Source organism: Streptomyces sp. NPDC059874 (genome assembly GCF_042731135.1).
Classification (GTDB): Bacteria; Actinomycetota; Actinomycetes; order Streptomycetales; family Streptomycetaceae; genus Streptomyces.
Genome location: NZ_JBHWJY010000008.1, coordinates 57,769 through 84,480, shown reverse-complemented (window position 1 = coordinate 84,480; position 26,712 = coordinate 57,769). Strand labels below are relative to the sequence as shown.

Annotated in this window: 21 protein-coding genes; 9 read left to right on the top strand and 12 right to left on the bottom strand. The window is 73.0% G+C overall.

Annotated features, from left to right (window positions below):
* Positions 1-5: 5 nt before the first annotated feature.
* Positions 6-908: an alpha/beta fold hydrolase gene (locus tag ACFV9H_RS07245; RefSeq protein WP_385394477.1), complete on the bottom strand. Its 903-nt coding sequence runs from the start codon at positions 906-908 to the stop codon at positions 6-8.
* Positions 909-1,248: 340 nt separating this feature from the next.
* Here ACFV9H_RS07245 and adhE point away from each other — a divergent pair, with 340 nt between their 5' ends.
* Positions 1,249-3,915, top strand: coding sequence for a bifunctional acetaldehyde-CoA/alcohol dehydrogenase (gene adhE / locus ACFV9H_RS07240; RefSeq protein ID WP_385394475.1), 2,667 nt, complete (start codon positions 1,249-1,251; stop codon positions 3,913-3,915).
* A gap of 57 nt (positions 3,916-3,972) precedes the next feature.
* Here adhE and ACFV9H_RS07235 read toward each other — a convergent pair whose 3' ends face one another.
* Positions 3,973-4,575 (bottom strand): TetR/AcrR family transcriptional regulator, encoded by a 603-nt coding sequence (locus ACFV9H_RS07235; protein WP_385394472.1) that lies wholly within the window; start codon positions 4,573-4,575, stop codon positions 3,973-3,975.
* 133 nt (positions 4,576-4,708) lie between these two features.
* Between ACFV9H_RS07235 and ACFV9H_RS07230 the strand changes: the two genes are divergently transcribed.
* Positions 4,709-6,079, top strand: a complete 1,371-nt coding sequence (locus tag ACFV9H_RS07230; RefSeq protein WP_385394469.1) for a purine-cytosine permease family protein — start codon at positions 4,709-4,711, stop codon at positions 6,077-6,079.
* A gap of 80 nt (positions 6,080-6,159) precedes the next feature.
* Entirely contained in the window at positions 6,160-7,809 is a 1,650-nt protein-coding gene (locus tag ACFV9H_RS07225; protein WP_385394467.1) for an amidohydrolase, read from the top strand.
* Between the two features lie 350 nt (positions 7,810-8,159).
* Here ACFV9H_RS07225 and ACFV9H_RS07220 read toward each other — a convergent pair whose 3' ends face one another.
* A complete protein-coding gene (locus ACFV9H_RS07220; protein ID WP_385394464.1) occupies positions 8,160-9,278 on the bottom strand; it encodes a DUF3533 domain-containing protein in 1,119 nt (372 codons plus the stop codon).
* Positions 9,279-9,478: 200 nt separating this feature from the next.
* On the opposite strand from ACFV9H_RS07220, the gene ACFV9H_RS07215 reads away from it, so the two are divergent.
* The 3 genes from ACFV9H_RS07215 (at position 9,479) to ACFV9H_RS07205 (ending at position 15,185) form a co-directional block, all read left to right on the top strand.
* Positions 9,479-12,961, top strand: a complete 3,483-nt coding sequence (locus ACFV9H_RS07215) for a DNA polymerase III subunit alpha (RefSeq protein WP_385394461.1) — start codon at positions 9,479-9,481, stop codon at positions 12,959-12,961.
* Between the two features lie 191 nt (positions 12,962-13,152).
* Positions 13,153-14,139, top strand: a complete 987-nt coding sequence (locus ACFV9H_RS07210; protein ID WP_385394641.1) for a hypothetical protein — start codon at positions 13,153-13,155, stop codon at positions 14,137-14,139.
* A gap of 185 nt (positions 14,140-14,324) precedes the next feature.
* Positions 14,325-15,185: an esterase/lipase family protein gene (locus ACFV9H_RS07205; protein WP_385394459.1), complete on the top strand. Its 861-nt coding sequence runs from the start codon at positions 14,325-14,327 to the stop codon at positions 15,183-15,185.
* A 10-nt stretch (positions 15,186-15,195) separates the two neighbouring features.
* Here the strand turns inward: ACFV9H_RS07205 and ACFV9H_RS07200 are convergent, their stop codons facing one another.
* From ACFV9H_RS07200 to ACFV9H_RS07185, 4 genes are all read right to left on the bottom strand, one after another.
* Positions 15,196-16,221, bottom strand: a complete 1,026-nt coding sequence (locus ACFV9H_RS07200) for a lytic polysaccharide monooxygenase (RefSeq protein WP_385394457.1) — start codon at positions 16,219-16,221, stop codon at positions 15,196-15,198.
* A 458-nt stretch (positions 16,222-16,679) separates the two neighbouring features.
* A complete protein-coding gene (locus tag ACFV9H_RS07195) occupies positions 16,680-16,985 on the bottom strand; it encodes a hypothetical protein (RefSeq protein WP_385394454.1) in 306 nt (101 codons plus the stop codon).
* Between the two features lie 283 nt (positions 16,986-17,268).
* Positions 17,269-17,754 carry a DUF402 domain-containing protein gene (locus ACFV9H_RS07190; protein WP_385394452.1) on the bottom strand — a complete coding sequence of 162 codons (486 nt, stop codon included), beginning with the start codon at positions 17,752-17,754 and terminating at the stop codon, positions 17,269-17,271.
* Entirely contained in the window at positions 17,751-18,692 is a 942-nt protein-coding gene (locus ACFV9H_RS07185) for a GNAT family N-acetyltransferase (RefSeq protein WP_385394450.1), read from the bottom strand. Before ACFV9H_RS07185 ends, ACFV9H_RS07190 begins: the two co-directional genes overlap by 4 nt.
* Positions 18,693-18,763: 71 nt before the next feature.
* Between ACFV9H_RS07185 and ACFV9H_RS07180 the strand changes: the two genes are divergently transcribed.
* The gene (locus tag ACFV9H_RS07180) at positions 18,764-19,150 is read left to right on the top strand and encodes a GntR family transcriptional regulator (protein WP_385394448.1); all 387 of its coding nucleotides are present in this window, start codon (positions 18,764-18,766) and stop codon (positions 19,148-19,150) included.
* A 105-nt stretch (positions 19,151-19,255) separates the two neighbouring features.
* Here ACFV9H_RS07180 and ACFV9H_RS07175 read toward each other — a convergent pair whose 3' ends face one another.
* The gene (locus ACFV9H_RS07175) at positions 19,256-20,347 is read right to left on the bottom strand and encodes a DUF5925 domain-containing protein (protein WP_385394445.1); all 1,092 of its coding nucleotides are present in this window, start codon (positions 20,345-20,347) and stop codon (positions 19,256-19,258) included.
* A gap of 224 nt (positions 20,348-20,571) precedes the next feature.
* Here ACFV9H_RS07175 and ACFV9H_RS07170 point away from each other — a divergent pair, with 224 nt between their 5' ends.
* Complete coding sequence (locus ACFV9H_RS07170; protein WP_385394442.1) at positions 20,572-21,381, top strand: SGNH/GDSL hydrolase family protein; 810 nt, start codon at positions 20,572-20,574, stop codon at positions 21,379-21,381.
* Here the strand turns inward: ACFV9H_RS07170 and ACFV9H_RS07165 are convergent.
* Positions 21,351-22,943 (bottom strand): serine/threonine-protein kinase, encoded by a 1,593-nt coding sequence (locus tag ACFV9H_RS07165; protein WP_385394638.1) that lies wholly within the window; start codon positions 22,941-22,943, stop codon positions 21,351-21,353. The two genes, ACFV9H_RS07170 and ACFV9H_RS07165, sit on opposite strands and share 31 nt — an antisense overlap.
* Positions 22,944-23,309: 366 nt before the next feature.
* On the opposite strand from ACFV9H_RS07165, the gene ACFV9H_RS07160 reads away from it, so the two are divergent.
* Positions 23,310-23,579, top strand: a complete 270-nt coding sequence (locus ACFV9H_RS07160; protein ID WP_076046471.1) for a hypothetical protein — start codon at positions 23,310-23,312, stop codon at positions 23,577-23,579.
* Positions 23,580-23,680: 101 nt separating this feature from the next.
* Here ACFV9H_RS07160 and ACFV9H_RS07155 read toward each other — a convergent pair whose 3' ends face one another.
* The 3 genes from ACFV9H_RS07155 to ACFV9H_RS07145 all read right to left on the bottom strand — a co-directional run bounded on the left by ACFV9H_RS07155 (position 23,681) and on the right by ACFV9H_RS07145 (position 26,711).
* Entirely contained in the window at positions 23,681-24,886 is a 1,206-nt protein-coding gene (locus tag ACFV9H_RS07155) for a CaiB/BaiF CoA transferase family protein (protein WP_385394440.1), read from the bottom strand.
* A gap of 68 nt (positions 24,887-24,954) precedes the next feature.
* Entirely contained in the window at positions 24,955-25,752 is a 798-nt protein-coding gene (locus ACFV9H_RS07150) for an ABC transporter permease (protein ID WP_385394438.1), read from the bottom strand.
* Complete coding sequence (locus ACFV9H_RS07145; protein ID WP_385394436.1) at positions 25,749-26,711, bottom strand: ATP-binding cassette domain-containing protein; 963 nt, start codon at positions 26,709-26,711, stop codon at positions 25,749-25,751. The genes ACFV9H_RS07150 and ACFV9H_RS07145 overlap by 4 nt, the downstream gene beginning before the upstream one ends.
* Between the last annotated feature and the right edge of the window lies 1 nt (position 26,712).

Sequence of the window (26,712 nt, the reverse complement as noted above, 5' to 3'; positions counted from 1 at the left end):
CCGCCCTAGGCGGGCTGCTGTTCGCTGAGTGGGGGCGTGGGCAGGTCGCGCAGGAGCCAGGTCAGTACGTCCGGCAGCGCGCGCAGGGCCGCGAAGTGCGCGGCGGCCGGGTCGATGGTGGTGGTGGCGTCCGGGATGCGGCTCGCCAGCCAGCGGGAGTGCCCCACGGGGGAGAACACGTCGAGCTCCCCGTGCCAGATCAGCACGGGGCAGCCGATGTCCGCCGGGTCGAAGCCCCAGGGGCGGCTGAAGGCGAGCATGTCGTCGATCCAGCCGTACGCCGATCGGCGCAGGCCCTCGCTGTAGTTGCGCAGCAGCATCGACCGCAGCCCGGCGTCGGAGACGATCATGCGGTCGCTGGCGGTCAGCTCCCGGCGCAGCTCCTCCAAGAGCCGTCCGGGGTCCTTGCGGATACCGTCGGCGCGGGGGATGAGCCGGGCCGAGAGCTCCTCGGGGTCGGCGGTGGCGGTGGTGTACTCCCGTACGTTCGAGGCGGCCATGCCGGCGAACCAGTCCAGGTCCTCCGCGTCCCGGGGGGCGAGGGGGACCAGGGCCGCCGTCCGGGTGACCCGGTCCGGGAGCAGGGCCGCGCAGGCCAGGGCGCCGGCCGCGCCGCCGGAGCGGCCCGCCACGGCGAATTTGTCGATGCCGAGGGTGTCGGCGATGTCGGCCACGTCCTGGGCGACGTCGGCGACGGTGCGGCCCGGGTGGCGGTCGGAGCCGCCGTAGCCGGGCCGGTCGTAGGCGATGAGCTGCATGCGGCGCTGGTAGAGGACCATGCCCCGAGGGGCCGGCCCGAGTCTGCTGCCGGGCATGCCGTGGAGCAGGAACACCGGTTTGCCGTCCGGATCGCCCCAGCGCTCCACCGAGAGCGCCCGTCCGTCCGTGGCGCGCACCTGATTGCGCACGCACTCCCTCCCTCACGGTCGACGCGAACTGGTCACGGTGATTGTGCTCGCTGGGGGAGGAGCGCGGTAGGGCGCACTTCGCGCGAAATTCTTGTGAAAGTTTTCACAAGGGGACAGGGGTCTTTAGTCCTCCCGCATATGCCCAGGTCAAGCTGGCAATCCCGGGGGCGTGAACGGGTGTGAACTGCCCTTCGGCCTGCCGGGAAAGGGCTTTATCGGCGCCGCTGCTTCCGCTTTCGGGTGTCGAATTGAGGCATCAGGTCGAGTCATCAGGTCGAGTCATCAGGAAAAGCAGCCGGTCGCCGGTTCGGGCCGGGTTCGAAATGAAGGAGTTCCCGCCATGCAGGCCAACGAGATGGTGGACGGGCTGGTCCAGGGCGCGCTCAAGGCCCTCGACCGGTTCGAGTCGTTCAATCAGGAGCAGGTCGACCACATCGTCAAGAAGGCTTCCCTGGCCGCCCTGAGCGCACACGGCGAACTCGCCGGGCTCGCCGTCGAGGAGACCGGCCGCGGCCTCTTCGAGGACAAGGCCGTCAAGAACCTCTTCGCCTGCGAGCACGTCGTCAACTCGATGCGCGGCCTGAAGACCGCCGGCGTCATCGGCCGCGACGAACTCAACGGCATCACCGAGATGGCCGAACCCGTCGGCGTCGTCTGCGCGATGACCCCCGTCACCAACCCGACCTCGACCACGATCTTCAAGGCGCTGATCGCGCTGAAGACCCGCAACCCGATCGTCTTCGCCTTCCACCCCTCCGCGCAGAACTGCTCCGCCGAGGCCGCCCGCATCGTGCGCGACGCCGCCGTCGCCGCCGGCGCCCCGGAGAACTGCGTGCAGTGGGTGACCGCACCCTCCATGGAGGCCACCGGAGCCCTGATGAACCACCCGGGCGTCTCCACCATCCTCGCGACCGGCGGCAACGCCATGGTCAAGGCGGCCTACTCCTGCGGGAAGCCGGCCCTCGGCGTCGGCGCCGGCAACGTCCCGGCGTACGTCCACAAGAGCGCCAAGCTCGGCCGCGCGATCCACGACATCGTGCTCTCCAAGGCCTTCGACAACGGCATGATCTGCGCCTCCGAGCAGGCCGTCATCCTGGACGCCGAGATCTACGAGCAGGGCCTGGCCGAGTTCAAGCGGCTCGGCGCCCATGTGGTCTCCGCCGCCGAGAAGACCAAGCTGGAGCAGTTCGTCTTCGGTACGACGGCCTACGCGGCCGACGCCTCCGGCGCCAAGCTGAACCCGGCGGTCGTCGGCAAGTCCCCGCAGTGGATAGCCGAACAGGCGGGCTTCACCGTCCCCGAAGGCACCTCCATCCTCCTCGCCGAGTGCGACGAGGTCGGCGACGGCGAGCCGCTGACCCGCGAGAAGCTCTCCCCGGTACTGGCCGCTCTGAAGGCCTCCGACACCGAGCACGGCCTCGAACTGGCCGCCGCGATGGTCGAGTTCCACGGACTGGGCCACAGCGCAGCCATCCACGCCGAGGACGAGCGGCTCGTCGAGGAGTTCGGCAGGAAGGTCAAGGCGGTCCGCGTCATCGCCAACTCGCCGTCCACCTTCGGCGGCATCGGCGACGTCTACAACGCCTTCCTCCCCTCCCTGACCCTCGGGTGCGGCTCCTACGGCCACAACTCGGTGTCGAACAACGTCACCGCGGTGAACCTGATCAACGTCAAGCGGATCGGACGGCGGGGCAACAACATGCAGTGGTTCAAGGTCCCGCCGAAGATCTACTTCGAGCGGAACTCCATCCGCTACCTCGGCGAGATGGACGGCATCAGCCGCGTCTCGATCGTCACCGACAAGACGATGGTCGCCCTCGGCTTCGTGCGGAAGGTCACCGACATCCTCCAGGCCCGCGAAGGCGCCGTGGCGGTCCAGGTCATCGACAACGTCGAGCCCAACCCGGAGCTGTCGACCGTGCGGGCCGGCGCCGCGATGATGCGCGACTTCAAGCCCGACACGATCATCGGCCTCGGCGGCGGTTCCCCGATGGACGCCGCGAAGATCATGTGGCTGTTGTACGAGCGCCCCGAGGTGGAGTTCGCGGACACCAAGGAGAAGTTCTTCGACGTCCGCAAGCGCGCCTACACGTTCCCCTCGCTCGGCGAGAAGGCCAGGATGGTCGCCATCCCGACCACGTCGGGCACCGGCTCCGAGGTCACCCCGTTCGCCGTCATCTCCGACCCGGCCGCGGCCCAGAAGTACCCGCTCGCCGACTACGCGCTGACCCCGAACGTGGCCATCGTCGACCCGGTGCTGCCGATGGGCCTCCCGCCCAAGGTGACCGCCGACTCCGGCTTCGACGCCCTGACGCACGCCACCGAGGCGTACGTGTCCGCGTACTCCAACGACTACACGGACGGCCTCTGCCTCCAGGCGATCAAGCTGATCTTCGAGAACCTGCAGCGGTGCGTGGTCGACGGGCCGAACGACCCCGAGGCCCGCGAGAAGATGCACAACGCCGGGGCGGTCGCGGGCATGGCCTTCGCCAACGCCTTCCTCGGCCTGGTGCACGCCATGGCGCACACCCTGGGCAACACCTTCCACGTCGCCCACGGCCGCACCAACGCGATCCTGCTGCCGCACGTGATCCGCCACAACGGCACGGTCACCCACAAGGCCACCCCGTGGCCGAAGGCCGAGGTCTACCGGGCCCCGGAGCGCTTCCAGGAGATCGCGAAGATGCTGGGCCTGCCGGCCGCCACCGCCGCCGAGGGCGTCGAGTCCTACGCCAAGGCCGTCGAGGAACTTCGCACCAGGTGCGGGATCCCCGCCTCCTTCGCCGAGGAGGGCGTCGAGGAGCGGGCCTTCATCGAGGCCCTGCCGACCCAGGCCGCGAACGCCTACGCCGACCAGTGCGCCCCGGCCAACCCGCGGATGCCGATGATCGACGACATGAAGCGGCTGATGCGCCAGGCGTACTACGGCAACGCCGAGGGCGCGCCGGCCGAGAAGGCCGCCGCCGGGGAGGCCGCCGCCGAGAAGGCCGCCGCCGAGGAGGAGTGACCCGACCGCACGACCGAAGGGCCCGCCCGGCGCTTCTTGCCCGGCGGGCCCTTCCGGCTATGCGCGGGGGACCAGCAGGGCCGCCGCCGAGCGGGCCTGCTCCAGGGCCCGGGACCGGTCCGCGCCGCGCTGGCCCAGCACCACGCGGGTGCTCAGCCCGTCCAGGAGGGCGAGGAGCCCCGAGGCCCGCGCGGGCACGTCCATGGCCGCGAACCGGCCCTGGTCCACGCCCTTGGCCAGCAGCGCCTCCAGGTCCCGCTGCCAGCCCTCGTCGATCTCCTCCTGGGCGGCCTTCAGCGGCTCGTTGGAGGCCGTACGGGCCCACAGCTCGATCCACAGCGTCCAGCGCGGGTCGCGCGGCCCCAGGGGGAGGTAGAGCTCCAGGAACAGGTCGAGCTTGCGGGTCGCCGCCACCCGGCGCCCCAGCAGCTCCCGGCGCTCCTCGGACAGCCGCTCCTCGCTCCAGCGCAGCGCCTCCAGCAGCAGCCGGTCCTTGCTGCCGTAGTAGTACAGGATGTGGCCGCCGCTGGTGCCGAGCCGCTCGGCCAGCTTGGACATGGTCAGCGCCGCGAGCCCGTCCTCGGCGATCGCCGCCATGGCCTCTTCCAGCATCCGCTCCTGGGCGATCTGCCCGTCGCGCCGCCGTGCCGCTCCCGCCACGCTCCCGCCCTTCGTCCGTCCCGGCCCGACCTTATCCCGGCCGGGGTCTTGACGGCCGGGCGGTGCACCCCTCATCTTGAATGCCATTCAAGAACTTAGAACGCCGTTCAAGATCAGTCAGGGGTGTACGCGGATGAGCGACGAGGTCTTCAGAGTCGAAACGCACGGCATCGACCCGATCCCGGACGAGGAACGGCACGGCAGCGCCAAGGACCTCTTCTGGCTCTGGTTCGGGTCCAACCTCACCTTCACCTACGTGATCAACGGCGCCCTGGCCGTGGCCTTCGGGCTCTCGTTCTGGCAGGCCACCGCCGTGGTCGTGATCAGCGGACTGTCGTTCTTCGCCGTCAGCGCCGCCGGGCTCAGCGGCATCCGCACCGGCACCGCCACCCTGGTCATCTCCCGCGCCGCCTTCGGAGTCCGGGGCAACTTCCCCGCCGGGGTGCTCAACTGGGTGGTGAGCATCGGCTACACCATCGTCAACACCGTCGTGGGCACCCTGGCGCTGGAGCTGATCCTCGCCCAGACCGGCCTGGCGGACGGCAAGCCGGCCCGCGCCCTCGCCCTCGCGATCACCCTCGCGCTGACCTTCGCCGTCGCCATGTGGGGCCACGCCACCGTGCAGTTCGCCGAGCGCTGGGCGGCGTACGTCCTCGCCGCCGGCTTCGGCGCGCTCCTCGTCCTCGTCCTGCCCGGCGCCGACACCTCCGCCCCGGCCGCGGCTCCCGGGCTCTCCGGCTGGAGCCTGGCCTTCGTGGTCATGCTCGCCGGGCCGTTCTCGTACCTGCCCATGCCCGCCGACTACACCCGCTACCTGCCCCGCACCACCTCGCTGCGGTCCATCACCTGGACGGGCGCCCTCGGCGGCTTCCTCTCCTCCGTCGCCCTCGGTGTCGCGGGCGTCGCCGCCGCCACCCAGACCGACATGACCGACGCGGTCGCGGGAGCGCAGGGCCTGCTCCCCGGTTGGTTCCAGCCGCTGTTCCTGGCCCTCGTGCTCGGCGGCTCCGTCACCAACTCGATCATCACCCTCTACTCCTCCAGCCTGAACCTCCAGGTCCTCGGCATCCCGTGGAGCCGCGCCCGCGCCCTCGCCATCAGCGCCGCCGTCACCGCGGTCGGCTCGCTCGCCGCGCTCTTCCTCACCGACTTCACCACCTCCCTGCTCTCCTTCCTCTCCCTCCTGATCATCGTCTTCGCCCCCTGGGGCGGGGTCTTCCTCGCCGACATGCTGCTGCGCCGCTGCCACTACGACGCCGACGCGCTGCACGCGGGGAGCGCGGGCGCCTACTGGTACCGCGCCGGCTACCACCCGGCCGGCATGGCCGCCCTCCTCGCGGGCATGGTCTTCGCCGCCCTGACCTGCGACTCCGCGCTGTGGACCGGGCCGCTCGTGGCGCCGCTCGGCGGCGCCGACCTCACGCTGCTCGGCTCGGTCGTCTCCGGGCTCACCTACTGGGCACTGGCCCGGCGCCGGGTCCCGGCGTACGCCGCCGCCGTCTGAACCTCACGCCGCCCGCCGCACGCCACGTGCGGCCGTACGTCATGCGCGGCCGCACGCCACACGCAATGGAGCACACCCACATGTCACGCCCCCTCCCCGCCGACCTGCTGCTCACCGGCGCCCGGATCCACACCGTGGACCCGGACCTGCCGGAGGCCGAAGCCCTCGCCGTCCGCGACGGGGTGATCGTCTGGGTCGGCCCCGACTCCGAAGCCGCCGCCTGGGCCGGCCCGGACACCGAGCGGATCGACGCGGGCGGCAAGCTGGTGCTGCCCGGCTTCGTCGACGCGCACAACCACGTCCGGCTCGGCTCCGACGACGCCTGCGTGCAGCTCGCCGGGGTGCGCACGCTGGAGGGCATCCGCGAGCGGATCCTGGCCTGGCGGGAGGCCAACCCGGACGCCGAGTGGATCGAGGCCGAGGCCTTCGACTACTCGGCGGTCCCGGACGGCCGGATGCCGACCGCCGCCGACCTGGACCCGGTCACCGGGGACACGCCCGCGCTCGTGCTCTCGTACGACGTCCACACGGCCTGGCTGAACACGACGGCGATGCGGCGCCTCGGCGTCACCCGGGACCGTACGGACCTGCCCTTCGGAACGGCGGCGGTGGACCCGGAGACCGGCGAACCCACCGGATTCGTCAAGGACTTCGCCGTCAAGGGCCTCTCGCGCGACGGCCACCGGGCGCTGCGCGAACTGGGCGTGCCGTGGGCCTCGCCGGAGCGGCAGTACGGGCGGCTCGCCAAGAGCCTCGACGACGCGATCGGCTTCGGCATCACCACGGTGGTGGAGCCGCAGAACTCCCTCGACGACCTGGAACTGTACGAACGTGCCCGGGCGGAGGGGCGGTTGCGCTCGCGGATCGTCGCCGCGCTGTTCCACCCCCGGGGGACGGGCGACGCCGACCTGGCCGACTTCGAGGACGCCGCCCGCCGGTTCTCCGGCGACCGGCTGCGGGTCGGCCCGCTCAAGCTGTACATCGACGACGTGGTGGAGCCGCGGACGGCCGCGCTGCTGGAACCGTACGCCGGGTGCGGCGCGCACCGGGGCGAGACCTTCTACCCGGCCGAGGAGTTCGCGGAGCTGCTGGCGAAGCTGGACGCGCGGGGCTTCCAGTGCTTCGTGCACGCCACCGGGGACCGGGGCATCCGGACCGTCCTGGACGCGGTGGAACACGCGCGGGCGGTCAACGGCCCGCGCGACGCCCGCCACCAGGTCGTGCACGTGGAGTGCCTGGACCCGGCGGACGTACCGCGCTTCCGGGACCTGGGCGTGGTGGCCTGCATGCAGCCGAGGCACTGCGCACCGGAGATCGCGGGGCCGGGCCAGGACTGGGCGGAGAACGTGGGCGAGGACCGCTGGCACAAGGCGTGGCCGATGCGGAGCCTGCACGGGGCGGGGGCGGTGCTGGCGTTCTCCAGCGACTGGAACGTGGCGGAGATGGACCCGATGGTCGGCATCTACACGGCCGTGACGCGGCGGTCCCTGTCCGGTGGCGAGCCGTGGCAGCCGGGGGAGACGGTGGACGTGGAGACGGCCGTGCACGGCTACACGATGGGCTCGGCCTACGCCAACTTCCTGGAGGGCGAGCGGGGTTCACTGACGGTGGGCAAGGCGGCGGACTTCGTGGTCCTGTCCCGGGACATCCTCGCCGTCCCGGCGGAGCAGATCCTGGGCACGGTCGCGGAAACGGTGGTGGTGGCGGGCGAGATCGTCCACCGGGCCTGACCCTGCCGGGGGCTCGGCCGGCTCCCGTGCCGGGGGCTCGGCCGGGCGGGGCGGTGTCCCCTGGCGGGGCGGTGTCCCTGGCGGGGCTGCGTGTGGGGGCCGGGGCCGGGGTGGGGTGTTGTCCGGGACTCATGATTTATGGCGCCTGGACGTGTCTTCGTTGGTGCGGGTGGGTGCGCGCCACAAATCACGTTTTACGTCCCGGACAACACCCCGCCCCGTCCCCGTCCTGGGAGACAACCGGCTTCCCCGCACCATCCAGTCCCGGGCCGGGCAAAATCCAGCCTCGCCGGCGTTTGAGGCGCGGGGTACGGGGCGGAGCCCCGGATCTTTGAGGCGCCACCCGGTGGTCAGCGGGCGTCCGTGCCCTCGTCCGCGAAGCGGGGGACGGAGGGGGCGTCGTCGGGGAGGCCGCTGCCCACCGCGGCTCCCGGGCGGCCCTTGCGGAAGACCGCGCAGGCCAGGGTGACCGCCGAGCCGAGCACCGCCCAGCCGGCCAGCACCAGCATCGCGCCGCCCGCGTCGTTGCCCTTGAAGTACGCGATGGAGCGCGCGGCGTACGTACCGGCGCCCGGTGGCAGGGCCGGGCCGATGGCCTTCCAGAACGGTGGCAGCAGCGGGTACGGGTAGGCACCGCCCGCGCTCGGGTTGCCGAACACCACGACCAGCAGGATCGCGAGGCCGATGCCGACCACGCCCGCCAGCCCCTGGAAGGCGAGGGTGATCGCGCCGACCGCGAAGACGACCAGGGTGCCGAGTCCCCACAGGCCCATGATGCTGCCGGGCAGCGCGCCCAGGACCGGGCCGGCGATGACCGCGCCGAGCAGGCCCGCGGCGATCGCGTACAGGAGCAGCGCGCCGAGCCGGATGACGGCGCGGGCGGAGTTCGCGGGCCGGGCGCCGGCGCTGATCGCGAGGATCGCGGCGCACAGGTAGCCGCCCACGCACCAGCCGACGACCAGGTAGAAGGAGCTCAGGCCGCGGCTGTCGCCCGCGTCGGCCGGGGCCACGTCGGTGACCTGGAGCGTGCGTCCCTGGGCCTTCTCGGCGAGGCCCACGATCTGCTCCAGGGCCTGGGAGAGCGAGGCGCCGGCGCCGGAGGCGACCAGCAGCTCGTCGGTGGTGCCGGCCGGGTTGACGATCAGCGCGCCGTCCACGTCCCGGTTCTCGATCCGCTCGATCGCGGCGGCCCTGTCCTGGGCCGCGCGGGGGTCGAGTGGCTTGCCGGGCAGGGCGTCGAGCTGCCGCACGGTCCGCTCGGTGAGCTGCTCGACGGGGGCGGCCACGGCGATCGGGATCTCGCTGGGCTTCGGGTGGTGGAAGGCCCCGATGTACGAGGTGATGAAGGCGAGCTGGAGGGCCAGCACCCCCAGGACCAGCAGGGCTGCCCGGGTGGTCACGGCGTCCTTGATCTCGGCGAGGAAGCCGCCGGACCCGCCTGCGTCGGTGCTCTCGGTGCGCTGGGTCATGCCCCCACGCTCGGCGGGGCGGGGGACGGGCGCAGCAGGGGTGGGCCGAATGGATGACCTCCTGTTGTGTGGTCGAACAAGTGTTTCGCACGGATATTCGAATTGCTCTATGGTGGAGCTGGGGGAGGTGTTCAGTCGATCGAAGCAGGAGGCCGCGGGTGCCTGGTTTTACGCATCTGCACACCGTTTCGGGGTTCTCCATGCGCTACGGAGGCTCGCACCCGGAACGGCTGGCGGAACGTGCCGCCGAGCGGGGCATGGACGCCCTCGCCCTGACCGACCGCGACACCCTGGCGGGCGCGGTGCGGTTCGCGAAGGCGTGCGCGAAGGAGGGCATCCGGCCGTTGTTCGGTGCCGACCTGGCCGTGTCGCCTCCGGCGGGGTCGGCCGGGTCGGGGGGCTCGGCCGGCGCCGGCGAGGCCTCGTACCGGCGGCGCACCCCCGTCAAGGGCGGGGCCTTCGTCGACGAGTCCGCCGCGCGGGCCGTCTTCCTCGCCCGCGACGGGGCCGCCGGATGGGCCGAGCTGTGCCGGATGATCACCGCCGCCCACGCGGCCCCCGTCGGGGACGCGGGGCGACAGCCCGTGGTGCCCTGGGAGGTGCTGCGCGGGGAGGGACTCTTCGTGCTGCTCGGGCCCGGGTCCGACGTGGGGCGGGCGCTCGCCGCGGGGCGGCCCGACCGGGCCGCGCGGCTGCTCGCGCCCTGGCGGGAGGTGTTCGGGGACGCGGTCCGCCTGGAGGCCGTCCACCACGGCCGCACCGGCACCGGCTCCGGCTCCCTGCGACTGGCCGCCCGTACCGTCGGCTTCGCCGCCGAGCAGGGCGTCCCGGCCGTGCTGACCAACGCCGTGCGTTATGCCGACCCCGGCCAGGGGCCGGTCGCCGACATCCTCGACGCCGCCCGCCGGCTCGTCCCCATCGACCCCCGGGGGCCCCTCGACACCGGCGAGCGGTGGCTCAAGGCCCCCGCCGCCATGGCCGAGGCCGCCGACCGGATCGCGCAGGCCGCCGGCCAGCGCCCCGCCGACGCGCGCCGCCTGATCGCGGAGACGCTGCGCACCGCCGGGTCCTGCTCCGTGGACCCCGAGGACGACCTCGGCATGGGCTCCGTGCGCTTCCCCGAGGCCCGGCTCGTCGGTGCGGCCCACCGCACCGCCCAGCGGGTCCTCGCCTCCCGCGCCTCGGCCGGCATGGTGCTGCGCGGCTACGCGGACGACCCCGCGTACTGGGAGCGGATGCACCACGAGCTCGACATCATCGCCCACCACGGCTACGCCTCGTACTTCCTGACGGTCGCCCAAGTCGTCGACGACGTCAGGGAGATGGGCATCCGGGTGGCCGCCCGCGGCTCCGGCGCCGGCTCCCTCGTCAACCACCTCCTCGGCATCGCGCACGCGGACCCCGTCGCGAACGGACTGCTGATGGAACGCTTCCTGTCCAAACGCCGCCGCGTCCTGCCCGACATCGACATCGACGTGGAGTCCGCCCGCCGGCTGGAGGTCTACCGGCGGATCATCGGCCGGTTCGGCGCCGAGCGCGTCGCCACCGTCTCCATGCCCGAGACCTACCGGGTTCGGCACGCCATCCGCGACGTCGGCGCCGCTCTGTCCATGGACCCGGCCGCCGTCGACCGGCTCGCCAAGGCCTTCCCGCACATCCGGGCCCGCGACGCCCGCGCCGCACTGCAGGAGCTCCCCGAACTGCGCGACGTACGGGGGGAGTCGTACGGCCGGCTGTGGGAGCTCGTCGAATCGCTGGACGCGCTGCCGCGCGGGATCGCCATGCACCCGTGCGGGGTGCTGCTCTCCGACGCCTCCCTGCTCGCCCGCACGCCCGTGTTGCCCACCAGCGGCGAGGGCTTCCCCATGTCCCAGTTCGACAAGGACGACGTGGAGGAGCTCGGGCTGCTCAAACTCGACGTGCTGGGCGTGCGGATGCAGTCGGCGATGGCGCACGCGGTCGCCGAGATCCGGCGCGGCACGGGGCAGGAGCTCGACCTGGACGACCCGGCGCAGGTCCCGCCGGGCGACCGGGCCACGTACGAGCTGATCCGCTCGGCCGAGACGCTGGGCTGCTTCCAGATCGAGTCCCCGGGCCAACGTGACCTGGTGGGGCGGCTCCAGCCGTCGACCTTCCACGACCTGGTCGTGGACATCTCGCTCTTCCGGCCGGGACCGGTGGCCGCCGACATGGTGCGGCCGTTCATCGAGGCCCGGCACGGGCGGGCGCCGGTGCGCTTCCCGCACCCGGACCTCGCGGACGCGCTGCGCGAGACGTACGGGGTCGTGGTCTTCCACGAGCAGATCATCGAGATCGTGCACGTCATGACCGACTGCGGGCGGGACGAGGCGGACCGCGTGCGGCGCGGGCTGTCCGACCCCGAGTCGCAGGGGCGGATCAAGGCCTGGTTCGCGGGGACGGCGCGGGAACGCGGCTACCCGCCGGAGGTGATCGCCCGGACCTGGGAGATCGTGGAGGCCTTCGGCTCGTACGGTTTCTGCAAGGCGCACGCGGTGGCCTTCGCGGTGCCCACCTACCAGTCTGCATGGCTCAAGGCGCACCACCCGGCGGCCTTCTACGCCGGGCTGCTCACGCACGACCCGGGGATGTACCCGAAGCGGCTGCTGCTGGCGGACGCGCGGCGGCGGGGCGTGCCGGTGCTGCCGCTGGACGTGAACCGGTCCGCGGTCGCCCATCGCATCGAACTGGTGTCCGACGGAGTGCCCCGGGCGGTGTGGGGGCTGCGCCTCGGCCTGTCCGACGTCCACGGCATCAGCGGCGCCGAGGCGGACCGGATCGAGGCCGGGCAGCCGTACGCCTCCCTGCGCGACTTCTGGGACCGGGCGCACCCGGGACGCCCGATCGCCGAACGGCTCGCACAGGTCGGGGCGTTGGACGCCTTCGGGGCCAACCGCCGCGACCTGCTGCTGCACTTGACGGAACTGCACGGTGCGCAGCGGGCGGCCGGGGTGCGCGGAGGCGGCCGGGGCAGTGCCCAACTCCCGCTGGAGGGCGGTCGGTCCACGGCCTCCGTCGGGCTGCCGGATCTCTCCGACGCGGAACGGCTCAGCGCCGAGCTGGGCGTCCTCGGCATGGACGCCTCGCGGCACCTGATGGCGGACCACCACGCCTTCCTGGCCGAACTGGGAGCGATCCCGGCGCGGCGGCTGCGGGACACCCGGCACGGGCAGACCGTACTGGTCGCGGGCGCCAAGGCGGCCACCCAGACCCCACCGATCCGGTCCGGGAAGCGGGTCATCTTCACGACCCTGGACGACGGGACGGGCCTGGTCGACCTGGCCTTCTTCGACGACAGCCACGAGCGCTGCGCGCACACCGTCTTCCACTCCTTCCTGCTGCTGGTCCGGGGTGTCGTGCAGCGGCGAGGCCCGCAGAGCCTGAGCGTGGTCGGGGCGGCGGCGTGGAACCTGGCGGAGCTGGTGGAACTGCGGGCCGCGGGCGGCCTGGACGCGGTGGCGGCCCGGCTGGCCGCCACCGGCGAGGGCGACGGCGCCTCCGGCGGGAGTGACGGCGACGGTACGGCGGGCGCGCAGGGCCCCGGCCGCCGGATCCGCATGTCCACGGGGTACGAGATGAACCCCTGGGCCGACCTCCAGCCGCCGGGCGAGGGCCCCGCGACCGGCCGCAAGCTGTGGCACTCCAGCCCGGGGAGCGCGGGATGACCACCGGCCGGGGCAGGGACGCGCGGGGCGGGTCCGGCGCGGTCGCAGGGGTGGTGGCAGCGGCAGACGCAACCGCGGGAGCGGGCGCTGCCGGTGGTCTGCGGGGGCCGGACCCCGCAGCCGCGCCCCCCGGCCCGGCCGCATCCGTGGTCCCCCCGGCTTCCCCGCGGGCGGCGGTCGGCCGGGCCGTGATGTGCCTGCGGCTGTACCCCGTCGGCGGGGGGCCGCTCGGGGCCGAGGCGTACGCCGGGGTGCTCGGGCTGCTCGGCGGACTGACCCCGGCCGTGCAGGCACTGCCGCCCGACGCCGCCCTCGCCGATGTCCGGGGCGCGCTGCGGTACTTCGGTTGTGACGCCGTCCAACTGGCCGCCGTGATCCGGGTGCGGGCCCTCGCCCTGTATGGGGTGGACGCCGCCGTCGGCGTGGCCGGCAACCCCATGCTGGCCCAGGCGGCGGCCCGCGAGGCCCGGCCCGGGGGGACCTTGCTGGTCCCCGACGAACCCGCCGCGGTACGGGAGTTCCTCGCCGGGAAACCCGTCGGCGCCCTCGACGGGGTCGGCCCCAAGGCCGCCCGCACACTGTGCTCCTACGGTCTCGACTCCGTCGGCCGGGTCGCCGCCGCACCGCCCGCGGCGCTGCGGCGGATCCTCGGTGCCCGGCTCGGCCGTGAGGTGCACGAACGCGCCCTGGGCATCGACCGGACCCCCGTCCGGCCGGGAGCCGCCGCCCGGACCATCGCCGCCGAGCGGGCCTTCGACCTGGACGAGCTGGATCCGGCACGGCACCGGCGGGCGCTGCTCTCGCTGACCGAGGAACTCGGCGCGCGGCTTCGTACACGAGAACAGGGCCGGGGCCAGGTCTGCCGCACCCTCTCGCTCACCGTGCGCTGCGCCGACCGCACCACCCTCACGCGGACCCGCACGCTCGGCGAACCCACCGCGCACACCCCCACCCTGACCGCCACGGCCTACGCCCTGTACGAGGGCCTCGGCCTCCAGCGGGCCAGGGTCCGCGCGCTGTCCCTGCGGGCCGAGGACCTGGGCCCGGCCGAAGGGGCCGCGCGGCAGCTCAGCCTCGACCCCGACGACGAGAAGGCTCGCAGGCTGGAGGCCGTCACGGACCGGGTCCGTGCACGCTTCGGGCCGCACGTCATCGCGCGGGGCACGCTCGCGGCCTGAGGGCGCGCCCGCGGAGGGCCACCGGGCCGCGCGCCCGCACGACACGCGAATTTTTACCGACGCGTAACTTCCAAGTCTTGCTACCCGCCCGTAATTTAGCGGCAGCAGCGCCCCCTTGTGATCCGGATCACGGGACGAACCCCCACGCCCCATCCCCTTGAGTCGACCCGCAAGGAGATCACACGATGCTGCCCTGGAGACGACTGCTCCGCCAGCTGGCCGTCCTCACCCTCACCGCCGCCGCGCTCGTCGCCCCCACCGGCGTCGCACAGGCCCAGACCGCCCCCACCAGCGGCTGGAACAACTGGTCCTGCAAGCCGTCCGCCGCGCACCCGCGCCCCGTCGTGCTCGTGCACGGCACCTTCGGCAACTCGTGGGACAACTGGCTCGGCCTCGCCCCGTACCTCGTGCACCGCGGCTACTGCGTCTACTCGCTCGACTACGGGCAACTGCCCGGCGTGCCCCTCTTCAACGGGCTCGGCCCCATCGACAAGTCCGCCGAACAGCTCGACGTCTTCGTCGACAAGGTGCTCGCCGCCACCGGCTCCGCCAAGACCGACATCATCGGGCACTCGCAGGGCGGCATGATGCCCCGCTACTACCTGAAGTTCCTCGGCGGAGCCGAGAAGGTCAACGCCCTGGTGGGGCTCGCCCCCGACAACCACGGCACCGACCTGCTCGGCTTCACCAAACTCCTCCCGTACTTCCCCGGCGCCGAGCACCTGATCAGCACCGCGACGCCGGGCCTCGCCGACCAGATCGCCGGATCCGCCTTCCAGCAGAAGCTGAACGCGGGCGGGGACACCGTGCCCGGTGTGAAGTACACGGTGATCGCGACCAAGTACGACGAGGTGGTGACCCCGTACCGGAGCGCCTTCCTCGACGGCCCGAACGTCCGCAACGTCGTACTCCAGGACCTCTGCGTCCTGGACCTCTCGGAGCACGTCGCCATCGGACTCACCGACCGGATCGCGTGGCACGAGGCGCTCAACGCCCTCGACCCGGCACACGCCGAACGGACCACCTGCGCCTCGGTCTTCGACTGACGGCCAGGGGCTAGCGCCCGTGGCGGCCCGTCGTCGACGTACGGCGGCGGGCCAGTCCGAACAGCACGGCCGCACCCACGGCGAGGACACCGGCCCCGGCGATCGCGATCGTCGGGGTGGCGCTGTTGCCGCCGGTCTCCGCGAGGTTGTTCGTGCCGCGCGTCGGGGCCGGGGCGGCGGTGGCGGTGGTGGTCGTGGGGACCGTGCTCGAGTTCCCGTTCGTCTTCGGGTCGTTGTCGCCGTGGCCGTTGTGCTCCACCGTGGACTTGTCCGCCCCGTCGGCGATCTGCTTGTCCGTCGGCGCCGAGGGGGCCGTGCCGGCACCGGCCCCGGCACCGGCCTTGGCGGTGGCCGTGGCCTTGGTGGTGGGCTGGGCACTGGCCGTGCTGCCGCTGTCCTTGCCGAAGACCACGTCCGAGCAGGTGTAGAAGGCCTCCGGGCTGTCCGAGCGCTGCCAGATGCTGTAGATCAGGTGGCGGCCGGACTTCTGCGGGACGGTGCCCGAGAACACGTAGTCGCCGTTCTGCATGCCGGGGTCGGTGGCCTTCGCGAACGGAGCCGGTTCCAGGTCGGACCACTTCAGCGGCTGCGACGGGTCGTACCCGTCCTTCGTCACGTACAGCTCGAAGGAACCCTTGTGCGGGGCGGTCCCCTTGTAGCGGAAGGTGTGTGCGCCCGCCGTCATCGGGCTCGCCGGCCAGTCGGCGCGCGCCAGGTCCAGGCCCTGGTACTTGTCGTTGCCCGCGGAGCACAGCTGGCCGTTCGGGATCAACGCCCGGTGGTTGCCCGCCGCGTTGGCGATGTTCACCGCGTTCCAGTCGTAGAAGGCCTGCGCCCCGCTCGCCGCGACGGCCGCCTTGCACGCCGCCGACCTCGGGGACTCCGGCCCCTCCGCGTAGCACGCCGCCACCCGGCTGACCGGGTCCGTCATCGAGCCGTGCGCGGCCGCGGGAGCGGCGGCGTACGCGGCCACCGCGAGCGGGGCGAGGGCGACGCTCGCGATGCGGATCACGCTGCGGGGGCGGTGTGCGGGCATGGTGGATCTCCTTAGGGCGCAAGGCAGGGGCGAGCCGAGGAGAAGGACCCGGGCAGTGCGGCGCCGCCCCCCGACGGCGCCACTCCGGCCCTCCCTGGCCCAGCCAAACTAACCGCCCGCACCACCGCTTTCGCCGCCGTCGGCCCGCACGGGCTGATCCTTAGGCTCCGCTTAAGGAAGCGGTAAGAGAGGGCCAAGGAATCGGCGTTGCGGAGCCCTCACAGCCCAAGGGTTCCGGCTCCTGAGAGTCCGTGCAGTCCAGGCAGATCCGGGATGCGCCGCACCTCCGGTGGCTCCCTGATCGGCTCCCCAAGCGGTGCCGCAATCCTCTCGGCGTCACCAGGGCCGGCGTCGTTGATGTCAGCGACCTGCCGTCGCCGAGACGCAAATGATTCGCCCCCAGCAGAGCCTCGTCTTGCTCTGCTGGGGGCGATTCGTCGTGGATTCTGCCGCGGCTGTCAGAAGGCGGCGACTCCGTACGGGTTGTTGCCGACGATGGGGGTGGCGATCACTTGGTTGTTGTCGTTGTTGGTGTCGATCACCGACACGGTGTCGTCGCCGGCGTTGGTCACGTAGGCGGTGTCGCGCTGCCGGCCCGGGTACTCGTTTTCCGAGGCATGCGGGGTAACGCTGGGCAGCAGTGCGGTGCACAGTGCGGCCAGGGCCCCGACCACCCATGCGCGCCGCAACTGACGTGCCCGCTTCGACTTCGTATTCTCACGTCGCTCGGGAACATGGGTGCACTCGTCCCGGGTGGTGTGCATGCGCATCTCCCGGGACGGTTGGCGGGTCTCGTGCTCCGGCCGGGTATCGCTGCCGGACGTGCGTGGCTGGGGTGATCCAGTAGGAGAATCCTCAAGTCGGTTCTTGCTCTTGCCACGGAGGCTCGACCGAACGAATCGCCACTGCCGCCGGTTCGGCTGGTCGGCCATGAGGTCGGCGGAGAGGCTTTGGCCGGCCGGTGTCCTGCCCGGTTGGGGTCGTGCTTGAGGAAGCGGTAAGCGGGGGCCAAGGGAGGGCCGGCCGCAGGTCGGCTTCGGGCCCCGCTCAGACGAGCAGCGCGGGCAGGCCGGCCGGGGTGCGGGCCTGGTGGTCCAGGGCGTCGAGGGCGCGGACGGCCTGGGCCGCCGCCTCCGGGTCGGTGGTGGCGAGGCCGCTCTCGGCGAACTCGTCCTCGTCCAGGCGCAGTACCGAGGTCCCGTCCGCCGAGACCCACAGGTCGAGGTCCAGGTCCTCCACGGTGATCTCCCCGCCCTGCACCACGGCCGGGCGCGTGACGTCGCAGTACCAGCCCTTGAGGACGCCGTCGCCGGTCCACACCTCCTTGACCGCGTACCAGCGGGTGCGCCAGAAGTGCTCGACGAACACGTCGCCCGGCTCGAAGCGCACGAAGCCGAAGTCGCGCACGCCCTCGGCCGCCCAGGGGGCGCGTACGGAGATCCGGTCGCCGTCGTCGGCCACCTGCGCGGCCGGGTAGCGGATCTTCACGCGGCCTGCCTTGACCAGGGCCACGGTCAGCTCCTGCACGTTCACACTGCCTCCAATTTCTTCGCGTAGCGCGTCTCGGTCACGCGGATCTCGTATCCCAGCCGCCTGTTGACGGCGAGCATCGGGGTGTTGTCGGCGTCGTTGCCGGTGATCGCCTCCGTGTACCCCGCCGCGCGGGCCCGGTGCAGGGAGATGATCTTGGCGAGCGTGGCCAGCCCGCGGCCGCGGAAGGCCCGCAGGGTGCCGGTCATGCCCGAGGAGTAGCGGGTGGTGCCGTCGGTGTTGGCGGCCGTGAAGGCGGCCACCGCGCCGTCGACCAGGACGACGGTGGTCAGCTCCTTGTCGAGCGCCGGGTTGTTCCAGGTGTGCCCGAGCCATTCCTCGTAGTCGTCGAACTCCACGCCCACGTCGCTCGGCTCGTCGGAGGTGGTCTCCGCGTCGGCGAGGAAGAGCGGACGCGGGTCCGCGGCGAAAGCGGAAGCCGGGCGGACCTCGACGCCGGCCGGGAGCACCTGCGGGAGCGGCGGCAGCGTGGCCGCGGCCAGGTCCAGGCTCAGGAAGTGCGAGGAGCGGCTCGGGCGGTAGCCGCGGCGCTCGGCGAAGGCGCGGTGGACGGGCTCGTCCAACACCCAGGCGTACGTCTCCAGCGCGCCCTCGGCGGCGAGGTACTCCTCGGCCGTGCGCAGCAGCCGGGTGCCCGCGCCGAGACCGCGGTGGGCGGGGTCGACGTAGAGGTTGACCTTCGACTGGCCTGGCTCGGGGCTGTCATGGGCGATGCCGACCTGGGCGGCGCCGATGACGAGGCCGTCGGCGGTCTCCGCGACGAGGATCCGGTACCGCTGGGCGGGAGGGGCGGAGGCGAGCTCGAAGGCCACGCCCTCGGCGGTGTGCAGCAGGAAGGGCAGCGCGCGCCGGCGTACCCGTACGACGGACTCCGCGTCCGCAGGGTCGCCGGGACGGAGGTCGCGGATCAAAACGGTCATGTGGCCGACGCTACGCGCGGGCCCGGGCCGAGCGCCCCCCAATTAACCGGCGATGGGGGACAATCGCCCCCGTGACCTCGACGAACCTGAAGATCACCATCGACGGCCGGACCGGCTCGGCCGCCCCGTACGAGCAACTGCGCGCGCAGATCGCCGACCGTGCCCGGTCCGGGAAACTGCCGGCGGGATTCAAACTGCCGACCGTGCGGGGGCTGGCGGAGGAACTGGGGCTGGCCGCGAACACCGTCGCGAAGGCGTACCGGGCGCTGGAGGCGGACGGGGTGATCGAGACGCGGGGACGGAACGGGACCTTCGTCGCGGCGGCGGGGGAGGGCGCCTCCCGCGAGGCCGCGGCCGCCGCGCAGGCGTATGCGGAACGGGTGCGGAGGCTGGGCCTGACCGAGGCCGAGGCGGTGGCCGCCGCCACCGAAGCCCTCCGGGCCCGGTACGCCCAGTAGCCCCCGCAGCGCTCGCCGGCGCGGCGCCGTTGCGGGGGCTACGCCCCCGAACCCCCGCGCCTCAAACGCCGGCGGGGCTGGATCTTTCAGCCCGCCCGCCGGAGGCTAGAGGTACAGCCCCGCCTCCGAGTGGGCCTGCGGCGGCAGCATGGCCGGGCCCGTCCCGCGGCGCAGGGCGAAGAGTTCCGCCAGGCTCGCCCCCTCGCGGGACACGCCCTCGTCCGTGCCCAGCCAGTCCACCGCCTCGCGGTGCGTCAGCCGGCCGACTTCGATGCGGGCCAGGCAGCGGCCCGGGCGGACCACCGCCGGGTGGAGGCGCTCGAGGTCCTCGTTGGTCGTGACCCCGACCAGGACGTTGCGGCCCTGCCCCAGCAGTCCGTCCGTCAGGTTCAGGAGCCGGGACAGGGCCTGCCCCGCCGTGTGGCGGGCCTCGCCGCGGATCAGCTCGTCGCAGTCCTCCAGCAGCAGCAGCCGCCAACGGCCCTTCGCCGTGCCCTCGTCCTCCCCGATCGCGATGTCCATCAGGTAGCCGACGTCGTTGAACAGCCGCTCCGGGTCCAGTACGCAGTCCACCTGGCACCAGTCCCGCCAGGACCGGGCGAGGGTGCGGAGCGCCGAGGTCTTGCCCGTCCCGGGCGGCCCGTGGAGCAGCAGCAGCCGGCCCGCGATGTCGTCCGGGGTCACCTTCATCAGCCGGTCCATCGCCCCGGCCACCGGCGCCGTGTAGTTCGCCCGCACCTCCGCCCAGGTCCCGGCGGCGATCTGGCGGGTCGTCCGGTACGGGCCGCGGCGCGGGGACACGTACCAAAAGCCCATCGTGACGTTGTCCGGCTGCGGTTCGGGCTCGTCCTGCGCGTCCTCCGTGGCCTTGCCCAGCACGCTCTGCGCGAGCTCGTCGCTGACCGCCGTCACCGTGACGTCCGCGCCGCGGCTCCAGCGGGAGACGAGCACGGTCCAGCCCTCGCCCTCCGCGAGCGTGGCGCTGCGGTCGCTGTCGCGCGCCGAGCGCAGGACGGCGGCGCCGGGCGGCAGCAGGGTGGCCTCCGCCTTCACCCGGTCGATCGACAGGCTGTGCGAGTACGGCTGTTCGCCGGACGCGAACCGACCGAGGAACAACGCGTCCACGACATCCGACGGCGAATCGCTGTCGTCGACATTGAGCCGGATCGGCAGCGCGTCATACGGGTTGGCTGGCATGGCGCCCATGATCCGGCACACCGTGCCCTCGTGCACCCGTGTTTCCCCGGTTCGGGTGCCCAAGTTCCCTCTTCAAACGCATCGGAGGTGAAGATTCGGCCCGCAACTCTGCTCCGAAAATTCTTGGCATGAACACTTCCAGTGGACCTCGGCTCCTTGTACCACGGACTCAGCAGTAACTCCGGAGTAACCCCGGAGTAACCCCCACAAGGAGCCGCACCCCCATGAGCAAGAGAATGACGCGTTTCGCCGCCTTGACGTCCTCGCTGTTACTCGCCGCGGGCGCCGCCCTGTTCGGGGCCGGCCAGGCGTCCGCCGCCCAGGCCGACTTCGGCTACGTCGCCCTCGGCGACTCGTACTCCTCCGGTGTCGGCGCCGGCAACTACGACAGCGCGAGCGGCAACTGCAAGCGCACCACCCGCGCCTACCCGGCCCTGTGGGCGGCCGCCCACGCCCCGCAGACCTTCTCCTTCGCCGCGTGCTCGGGCGCTCGTACGGGAGACGTCCTGTCCGGCCAGCTCGCCCCCCTCAACTCCGGCACCGACCTGGTCAGCATCACCATCGGCGGCAACGACGCCGGATTCTCCGACGTCATGACGACCTGTGTGCTCCAGTCCGAGGCCACCTGCGTCGCCCGCGTCAACCAGGCCAAGGCGTACGTGGACTCCACCCTCCCCGGCCAGCTCGACCAGGTCTACAACGCCATCTCCGGTCGCGCGCCCGCCGCGCGCGTCGTCGTCCTCGGCTACCCCCGCTTCTACAAGCTGAACGGCACCTGCACCGCCGGGCTGAGCGAGGGCGAACGCTCCGCCATCAACGGCGCGGCCGACTACCTCAACGCCGCCATCGCCAAACGCGCCGCCGACCACGGCTTCACCTTCGCCTCGGTCGCCGGTGCCTTCACGGGCCACGAGATCTGCTCGGGCAGCGCGTGGCTGCACAGCGTCAACTGGCTGAACATCGGCGAGTCGTACCACCCGACCGCCGCCGGGCAGTCCAGCGGCTACCTGCCCGTGTTCACCAACGCGGCCTGATCGGCGGCCCGAGGGCTCGCCGTCGGACCCGGTGACACCGGCGACGGGCTCGGAACGGGGGAGGAGGCCCCGCTCGTCGGGGTCTCCTTCTCGCACGTCACGGAGATGTCCACCCACTGCGTGGCCACCTCCGCCGGCCCCCGCACCTCCAGCCGCACGGCGTCGTCCCGGTCCGCGTCCGGTGCGTACGTGAGCTCGGTGTGCTCCAGCCGTCGGCTCCTCGGCCCACCCTCCTCGTACGTGAGGGACTGCCAACCGGGGCCGGAACTCGTCCCGCTCCGCGTGGCCCACCGGTACTCCAGCGTCACCGGGGTGCGCTCCACCTCGACCGTGGCGGTGAAGGCGGGTGCCCGCTCCGAAGGCGGCGGGCAGGGGCCGGTGTAGGTGGAGCGCACGGTGTCCACGTACGCGAGCACCTGTTGGCCCGCCGGGCCCGAAGGCGACGCCGACGCGGACGCGGAACCCGATGCGGACGGCCCCGTCGAGGGCGTCGTCGTGGCGGTCCGCGTGCTGGTCGCCGAAGCCGTCGGGCCCACGCCCCCGCTGTCGCCGCCGCCCGAACCCTCGCGGTCCTTCAGCACCAGCCACGCCAACAGGGCGAGCGCCGCCAGCAGCACCACGATCCCGGCGGTCAGCACCGCGCCGGCACCGCTGCGCGGCGCCGCTTCCGGCTCGGGCAGGGGCGCCGGCGGCGGCTGGTGCGGGCGGTCGTGAGGGGCGGCTCGGTGGTCGGCGCGGTCGTCGTGATGGTGCGTTACGGCCGTAGGCGAGTCCGGCCCCGACACCGGCCCGCCCGAGGCCCGTACGGTCCCACCCGCACCCACCACCCGCAGCATCCGGGCCGCCTCCGCCGCGGGCAGCCGGCCGGCCGGGTCCTTGCGCAGCAGCCCTTCCAGTACGGGCTCCAGCGGCCCCGCCCGGCGCGGCGGCGGCAACTCCCCGTCCACCACGGCCCGCAGGGTGTCCAGCGGGGTCTCGCCCCGGAACGGGGGAACCCCCTCGACGGCCGCGTACAGCATGACCCCGAGCGACCACAGGTCCGACTCGGGGCCGGGTTCGCGCCCGAGCGCCCGTTCCGGGGCCAGGTACTCGGGGGACCCCACCACCTCGCCCGGCATCGTGATCGCCGAGGAGCCCTCCAGGCTCGCGATCCCGAAATCGCTCAGCACCACCCGGCCGTCATTGGCGATCAGCACGTTGCCCGGCTTGACGTCCCGGTGCAGCACCCCCGCCTCGTGCGCCGAGCGCAGCGCCGCCAGCACCTGCTCCCCGACGTGCGCGGCGCGCTGCGGGGACACCGGCCCCTCGGCCTCCAGTACGTCGGCCAGCGAGAGGCCGCGCACCAGCTCCATCACGATCCAGGGCCGGCCGTCCTCGGAGGCCACGTCGTAGACGGTGACGACCCCGCGGTGCGCGACGCGGGCCGCAGCCCAGGCCTCCCGCTCCAGGCGCCGGTACATCCGGGCGAGTTCGCCGGCCTCCATCCAGGCCGGCGCCAGCACCTCCTTGACGGCGACGTCGCGGGCCAGCACCTCGTCCCGGGCCCGCCACACGATGCCCATCCCGCCGCGGCCGATGGGCTCCAGCAGCCGGTAGCGACCGGAGATGACACGATCGGAGTGCGATTCCCCACCCCCGTCACCCAATTCACCCACGTTCCCACTCACGCGAGCCTCCCATGCGTCATCAGGCGATCACTCCAAGTTAGCGCAGAGCCTGCCAGGTGACCCCTGTCGTGACGTGACTCGCGGCGGACCCCTCCGAACTCGGCGAGCCTGTGCGGAGAGTGACTGTCGACTCCGCTGAGTAATCGTCAACTCCCCGTCGCCACAGGGGTAATTCACACCACCGGGATACCCGAGGGCGACGCGGGGACGATAGGGTTAACCTGCCCGGGCCGGGTGCCCTCGTACGGGTGGGGAGAGATCATGGAACAGATAGCAATGCGCAGCAGGCCGCCACGCGTGCCTGCCATCACCTGCGGCAGTAGCGCGACCAGCTCGCGCCTCGACCGTCACCTCGCCGTGCTGGGCGGACCCGCCGTCCCGCACCGGGAGACCGCCGAGGCGACCCTGCTGATGCGCGAGCTCACCTCGCGCGACCACACGCATCGTCTGCGGAGCCGGAGCGCGCGCGTCTCGCTCTTCGCGCCGCTGCGCCGTCTGCGTCGCACGCTCTTCGGCAGCCGCCGCTCGTAACTGCCCCCACCGTCCCCGCACCGCAGCCGTTCGCCGTCCCGGCGTCCGGTTCCCCGGCCCTACACGAGCAGGCCCCACCCGGGCCCGCTCGACGCGAGCACCTACGCGAGCACGCCGACCACGCCGTCCCGGCGCAGTTCCGAGATCTGTGCGTCCGCCATCCCCAGGGCGCGCAGCAGGGCCTCGGTGTGTTCGCCCAGCGCGGGCACCGCACCCATGTGCGGTGCCGCGCCGCCCGGCAGCCCGATCGGCGGCAACAGGGCCCGTAGCGGACCGGCCGGCGACTCCACCTCCCGCCAGCGGTCCCGGGCCGCCAACTGCGGATGCCCGGCCAGCTGGGCCACCGAGTTCAGCCGCGCGCAGGCGATGCCCGCCGCCTCCAGCCGCCCGATCGCCGCGTCCGCGCCCAGCCGGCCCAGCGCTTCGGCCACCACCGCGTCGGTCTTCTCCCGGTTCCCGGTGCGCGCCGCGTTCGTCGCGTACGCCGGGTCCTCGGCCAACTCGGGCCGCTCCAGCACCTGCTCGGCCAGCCGCCGCCATTCGCGGTCGTTCTGCACGGAAAGCAGCACCCGGTCCCCGTCGGCCGTCGCGTAGGCGTCGTAGGGCGCGATCACGGCGTGCGCGAGTCCGGTCCGTACGGGCTGTTCCCCGCCGTGCATGGTGTGGTGCAGCGGATGCCCCATCCACTCGGCGAGCGCGTCGAGCATGGAAACCTCCACCCTGCCCCCGCGCCCGGTGACTCCGCGGCGCAGCAGGGCCGCGAGCACCCCGGAGAAGGCGTACATGGCCGCCGCGATGTCCGCCGCCGGGATGCCCGCCTTGACGGGCTGCTCCGGGGTGCCGGTCACCGAGACCAGCCCCGCCTCGCACTGCACGAGCATGTCGTAGGCGCGCTTGTGGGCGTACGGGCCCTCCGCGCCGTAGCCGGAGACGTCCACGGCGACCAGCTGCGGGTAGCGCGCGCACAGTGCGGCCGAGTCGATGCCGAGCCGGGCGGCGGCCCCCTGCGCGAGGTTCTGTACGAATACGTCCGCGCCGGCGAGCAGCCCGTGCAGGATCTCCAGGCCGCGCGGATCCTTCAGGTCGAGCGCGATCGACTCCTTGCCGCGGTTGGCCCACACGAAGTGCGAGGCGAGGCCCTGCGCGGTGGTGTCGTAGGCGCGCGCGAAGTCGCCGCCGTCGGGGCGCTCGACCTTGACCACCCGCGCGCCGAGGTCGGCGAGCTGGCGGGTGGCGAAGGGGGCCGAGACGGCCTGTTCGACGGCGACGACGGTGATGCCGTCCAACGGGAGCGGTTCGGTGGTCATGGGCCCCTGCCTACCCGGTCGGACCGGGATCTGTCACCCTCCCGGGTCGTGCCCGCCGCGGAACGTCCTCAGCCCTGGCCGCGCGCGAACCGGCGCGTGGCCGCCGGCGCGAACAGTGCCAGCAGGACCAGGGACCAGACGACGGCCCCCGCCACGGGGTGCGCGGCCGGCCAGGCGGCGCCCGCCGCGGCCTCGCCGGCCGCGCCCCCGGTGTTTCCGCACAACTCGCGCACGGCGGTGGCGACGGCGCTGATCGGGTTCCACTCGGCGAGCGTGCGCAGCCACCCGGGCAGCCCGGCCGTCGGCAGGTACGCGCTCGACAGCATCGGCAGCACGAAGGTGGCGCCACCGAGTTGCCCCGCCGCCTCCTCGCTCTTGCTCAGCAGGCCGAGGTAAGTGCCGACCCACGCGCTCGCGAAGCGGAACAGCAGGAGCACGCCCAGGGCCCCCAGCGCGCCCGGCAGGCCGGTCTCGACCCGCCAGCCCATCGCGAGCCCCACCAGCATCAACGGCACCATCGAGGCGGCGGTGGTGAGGAGGTCGGCGGCGGTCTGCCCGAGCGGGACGGCGGCGCGGCTCATCGGCAGGGTCCGGAAGCGGTCCGTCACCCCGCGATGGGCGTCCTGCGCGGCCGTGAACAGGCCGGTCATCAGGCCGTTCGCGGCGGTGGCGGCGAGCAGCCCCGGGACCAGGAACTCGCGGTACTCGGCGCCCGGCATCGCCAGCGCGCTGCCGAAGACGTAGCCGAAGAACAGCAGCATCGTGATCGGCATGGTCTGCGTGAGGATCAGCAGCGTCGGGGCGTGCCGGGCCTTCTGGAGCTGCCGGGTCAGGATGGCGCCGCCGTCGGACAGCAGGGTGCTCATGCCGCGTTCTCCTTCTGGGTCACGGGGGTGCGGGTGAGGCGCAGGAACACCTCGTCGAGGGTGGGCGGGCGCAGGCTCGCGTCGGTGACGGGTACCGCGGCGGTGTCGAGCTCGCGGATGATCCGAGGCAGGGTCAGCCCGGTGTCGAGGACGGTCACCCCGACGGTGAGGCGGTCCTCGTCGAGCGCGGGCCGGCCGCCGGTGAGCTGGTCCAGTACGACGGCCGCGCCCGCGAGGGCCGCCGGCTCGGCGACGGTGACCTCGGCGTAGGAGCCGATCCGGGCCTTGAGTTCGGCGGGGGCGCCGTTCGCGACGGCGCGGCCGCGGTCGACGACCACGATGTCGTCGGCGAGCCGGTCGGCCTCCTCCAGGTACTGGGTGGTGAGCAGCACCGTGGTGCCCTCGTCGGCGAGTTCTCGAACGGCGGTCCAGATCCGCTCGCGGGCCGACGGATCCAGGCCGGTGGTGGGCTCGTCGAGGAACAGCACGCGGGGGTGGGTGATCAGCCCGGCGGCCAGGTCGAGGCGCCTGCGCATTCCGCCGGACCAGCCGGACGCCACCCGGTCCGCGGCCTCGTCGAGCGCGAAGCGCTCCAGCAGCTCGTCGGCGCGGGCCCGGCCGGCGGAGCCGCGCAGTCCGGCGAGGCGGGCGAAGAGCCGGAGGTTCTCGCGGCCGGTCAGGTCCCCGTCGACGGAGGCGTACTGACCGGTGACCCCGATGGCGCGGCGGACGGCGGCGGGCTCGCGGGTGACGTCGTGGCCCGCGACGAGGGCGCGGCCGCCGGTGGGCGTGGTGAGGGTGGTCAGGATCCGCACGGCGGTGGTCTTGCCCGCGCCGTTGGGGCCGAGGAGACCGCAGACCGCGCCCTCGGGCACGGCGAGATCGAGGCCGCGCAGGGCGTGTACCTCCCCGTAGGTCTTCTCCAAACCCTCACTAAGTACAGCGTACGTAGTAGTCATG

What these genes read in the sequence shown, in the direction of transcription:
- adhE (WP_385394475.1), top strand. Translation starts at nt 1,249, where the DNA reads ATGCAGGCCAACGAGATGGTGGACGGGCTGGTCCAGGGCGCGCTCAAG.
- ACFV9H_RS07230 (WP_385394469.1), top strand. Translation starts at nt 4,709, where the DNA reads ATGAGCGACGAGGTCTTCAGAGTCGAAACGCACGGCATCGACCCGATC.
- ACFV9H_RS07225 (WP_385394467.1), top strand. Translation starts at nt 6,160, where the DNA reads ATGTCACGCCCCCTCCCCGCCGACCTGCTGCTCACCGGCGCCCGGATC.
- ACFV9H_RS07220 (WP_385394464.1), bottom strand. Translation starts at nt 9,278, where the DNA reads ATGACCCAGCGCACCGAGAGCACCGACGCAGGCGGGTCCGGCGGCTTC.
- ACFV9H_RS07215 (WP_385394461.1), top strand. Translation starts at nt 9,479, where the DNA reads ATGCGCTACGGAGGCTCGCACCCGGAACGGCTGGCGGAACGTGCCGCC.
- ACFV9H_RS07210 (WP_385394641.1), top strand. Translation starts at nt 13,153, where the DNA reads ATGTGCCTGCGGCTGTACCCCGTCGGCGGGGGGCCGCTCGGGGCCGAG.
- ACFV9H_RS07205 (WP_385394459.1), top strand. Translation starts at nt 14,325, where the DNA reads ATGCTGCCCTGGAGACGACTGCTCCGCCAGCTGGCCGTCCTCACCCTC.
- ACFV9H_RS07200 (WP_385394457.1), bottom strand. Translation starts at nt 16,221, where the DNA reads ATGCCCGCACACCGCCCCCGCAGCGTGATCCGCATCGCGAGCGTCGCC.
- ACFV9H_RS07195 (WP_385394454.1), bottom strand. Translation starts at nt 16,985, where the DNA reads ATGCACACCACCCGGGACGAGTGCACCCATGTTCCCGAGCGACGTGAG.
- ACFV9H_RS07185 (WP_385394450.1), bottom strand. Translation starts at nt 18,692, where the DNA reads ATGACCGTTTTGATCCGCGACCTCCGTCCCGGCGACCCTGCGGACGCG.
- ACFV9H_RS07175 (WP_385394445.1), bottom strand. Translation starts at nt 20,347, where the DNA reads ATGCCAGCCAACCCGTATGACGCGCTGCCGATCCGGCTCAATGTCGAC.
- ACFV9H_RS07170 (WP_385394442.1), top strand. Translation starts at nt 20,572, where the DNA reads ATGAGCAAGAGAATGACGCGTTTCGCCGCCTTGACGTCCTCGCTGTTA.
- ACFV9H_RS07165 (WP_385394638.1), bottom strand. Translation starts at nt 22,943, where the DNA reads ATGGGCATCGTGTGGCGGGCCCGGGACGAGGTGCTGGCCCGCGACGTC.
- ACFV9H_RS07160 (WP_076046471.1), top strand. Translation starts at nt 23,310, where the DNA reads ATGGAACAGATAGCAATGCGCAGCAGGCCGCCACGCGTGCCTGCCATC.
- ACFV9H_RS07155 (WP_385394440.1), bottom strand. Translation starts at nt 24,886, where the DNA reads ATGACCACCGAACCGCTCCCGTTGGACGGCATCACCGTCGTCGCCGTC.
- ACFV9H_RS07150 (WP_385394438.1), bottom strand. Translation starts at nt 25,752, where the DNA reads ATGAGCACCCTGCTGTCCGACGGCGGCGCCATCCTGACCCGGCAGCTC.
- ACFV9H_RS07145 (WP_385394436.1), bottom strand. Translation starts at nt 26,711, where the DNA reads ATGACTACTACGTACGCTGTACTTAGTGAGGGTTTGGAGAAGACCTAC.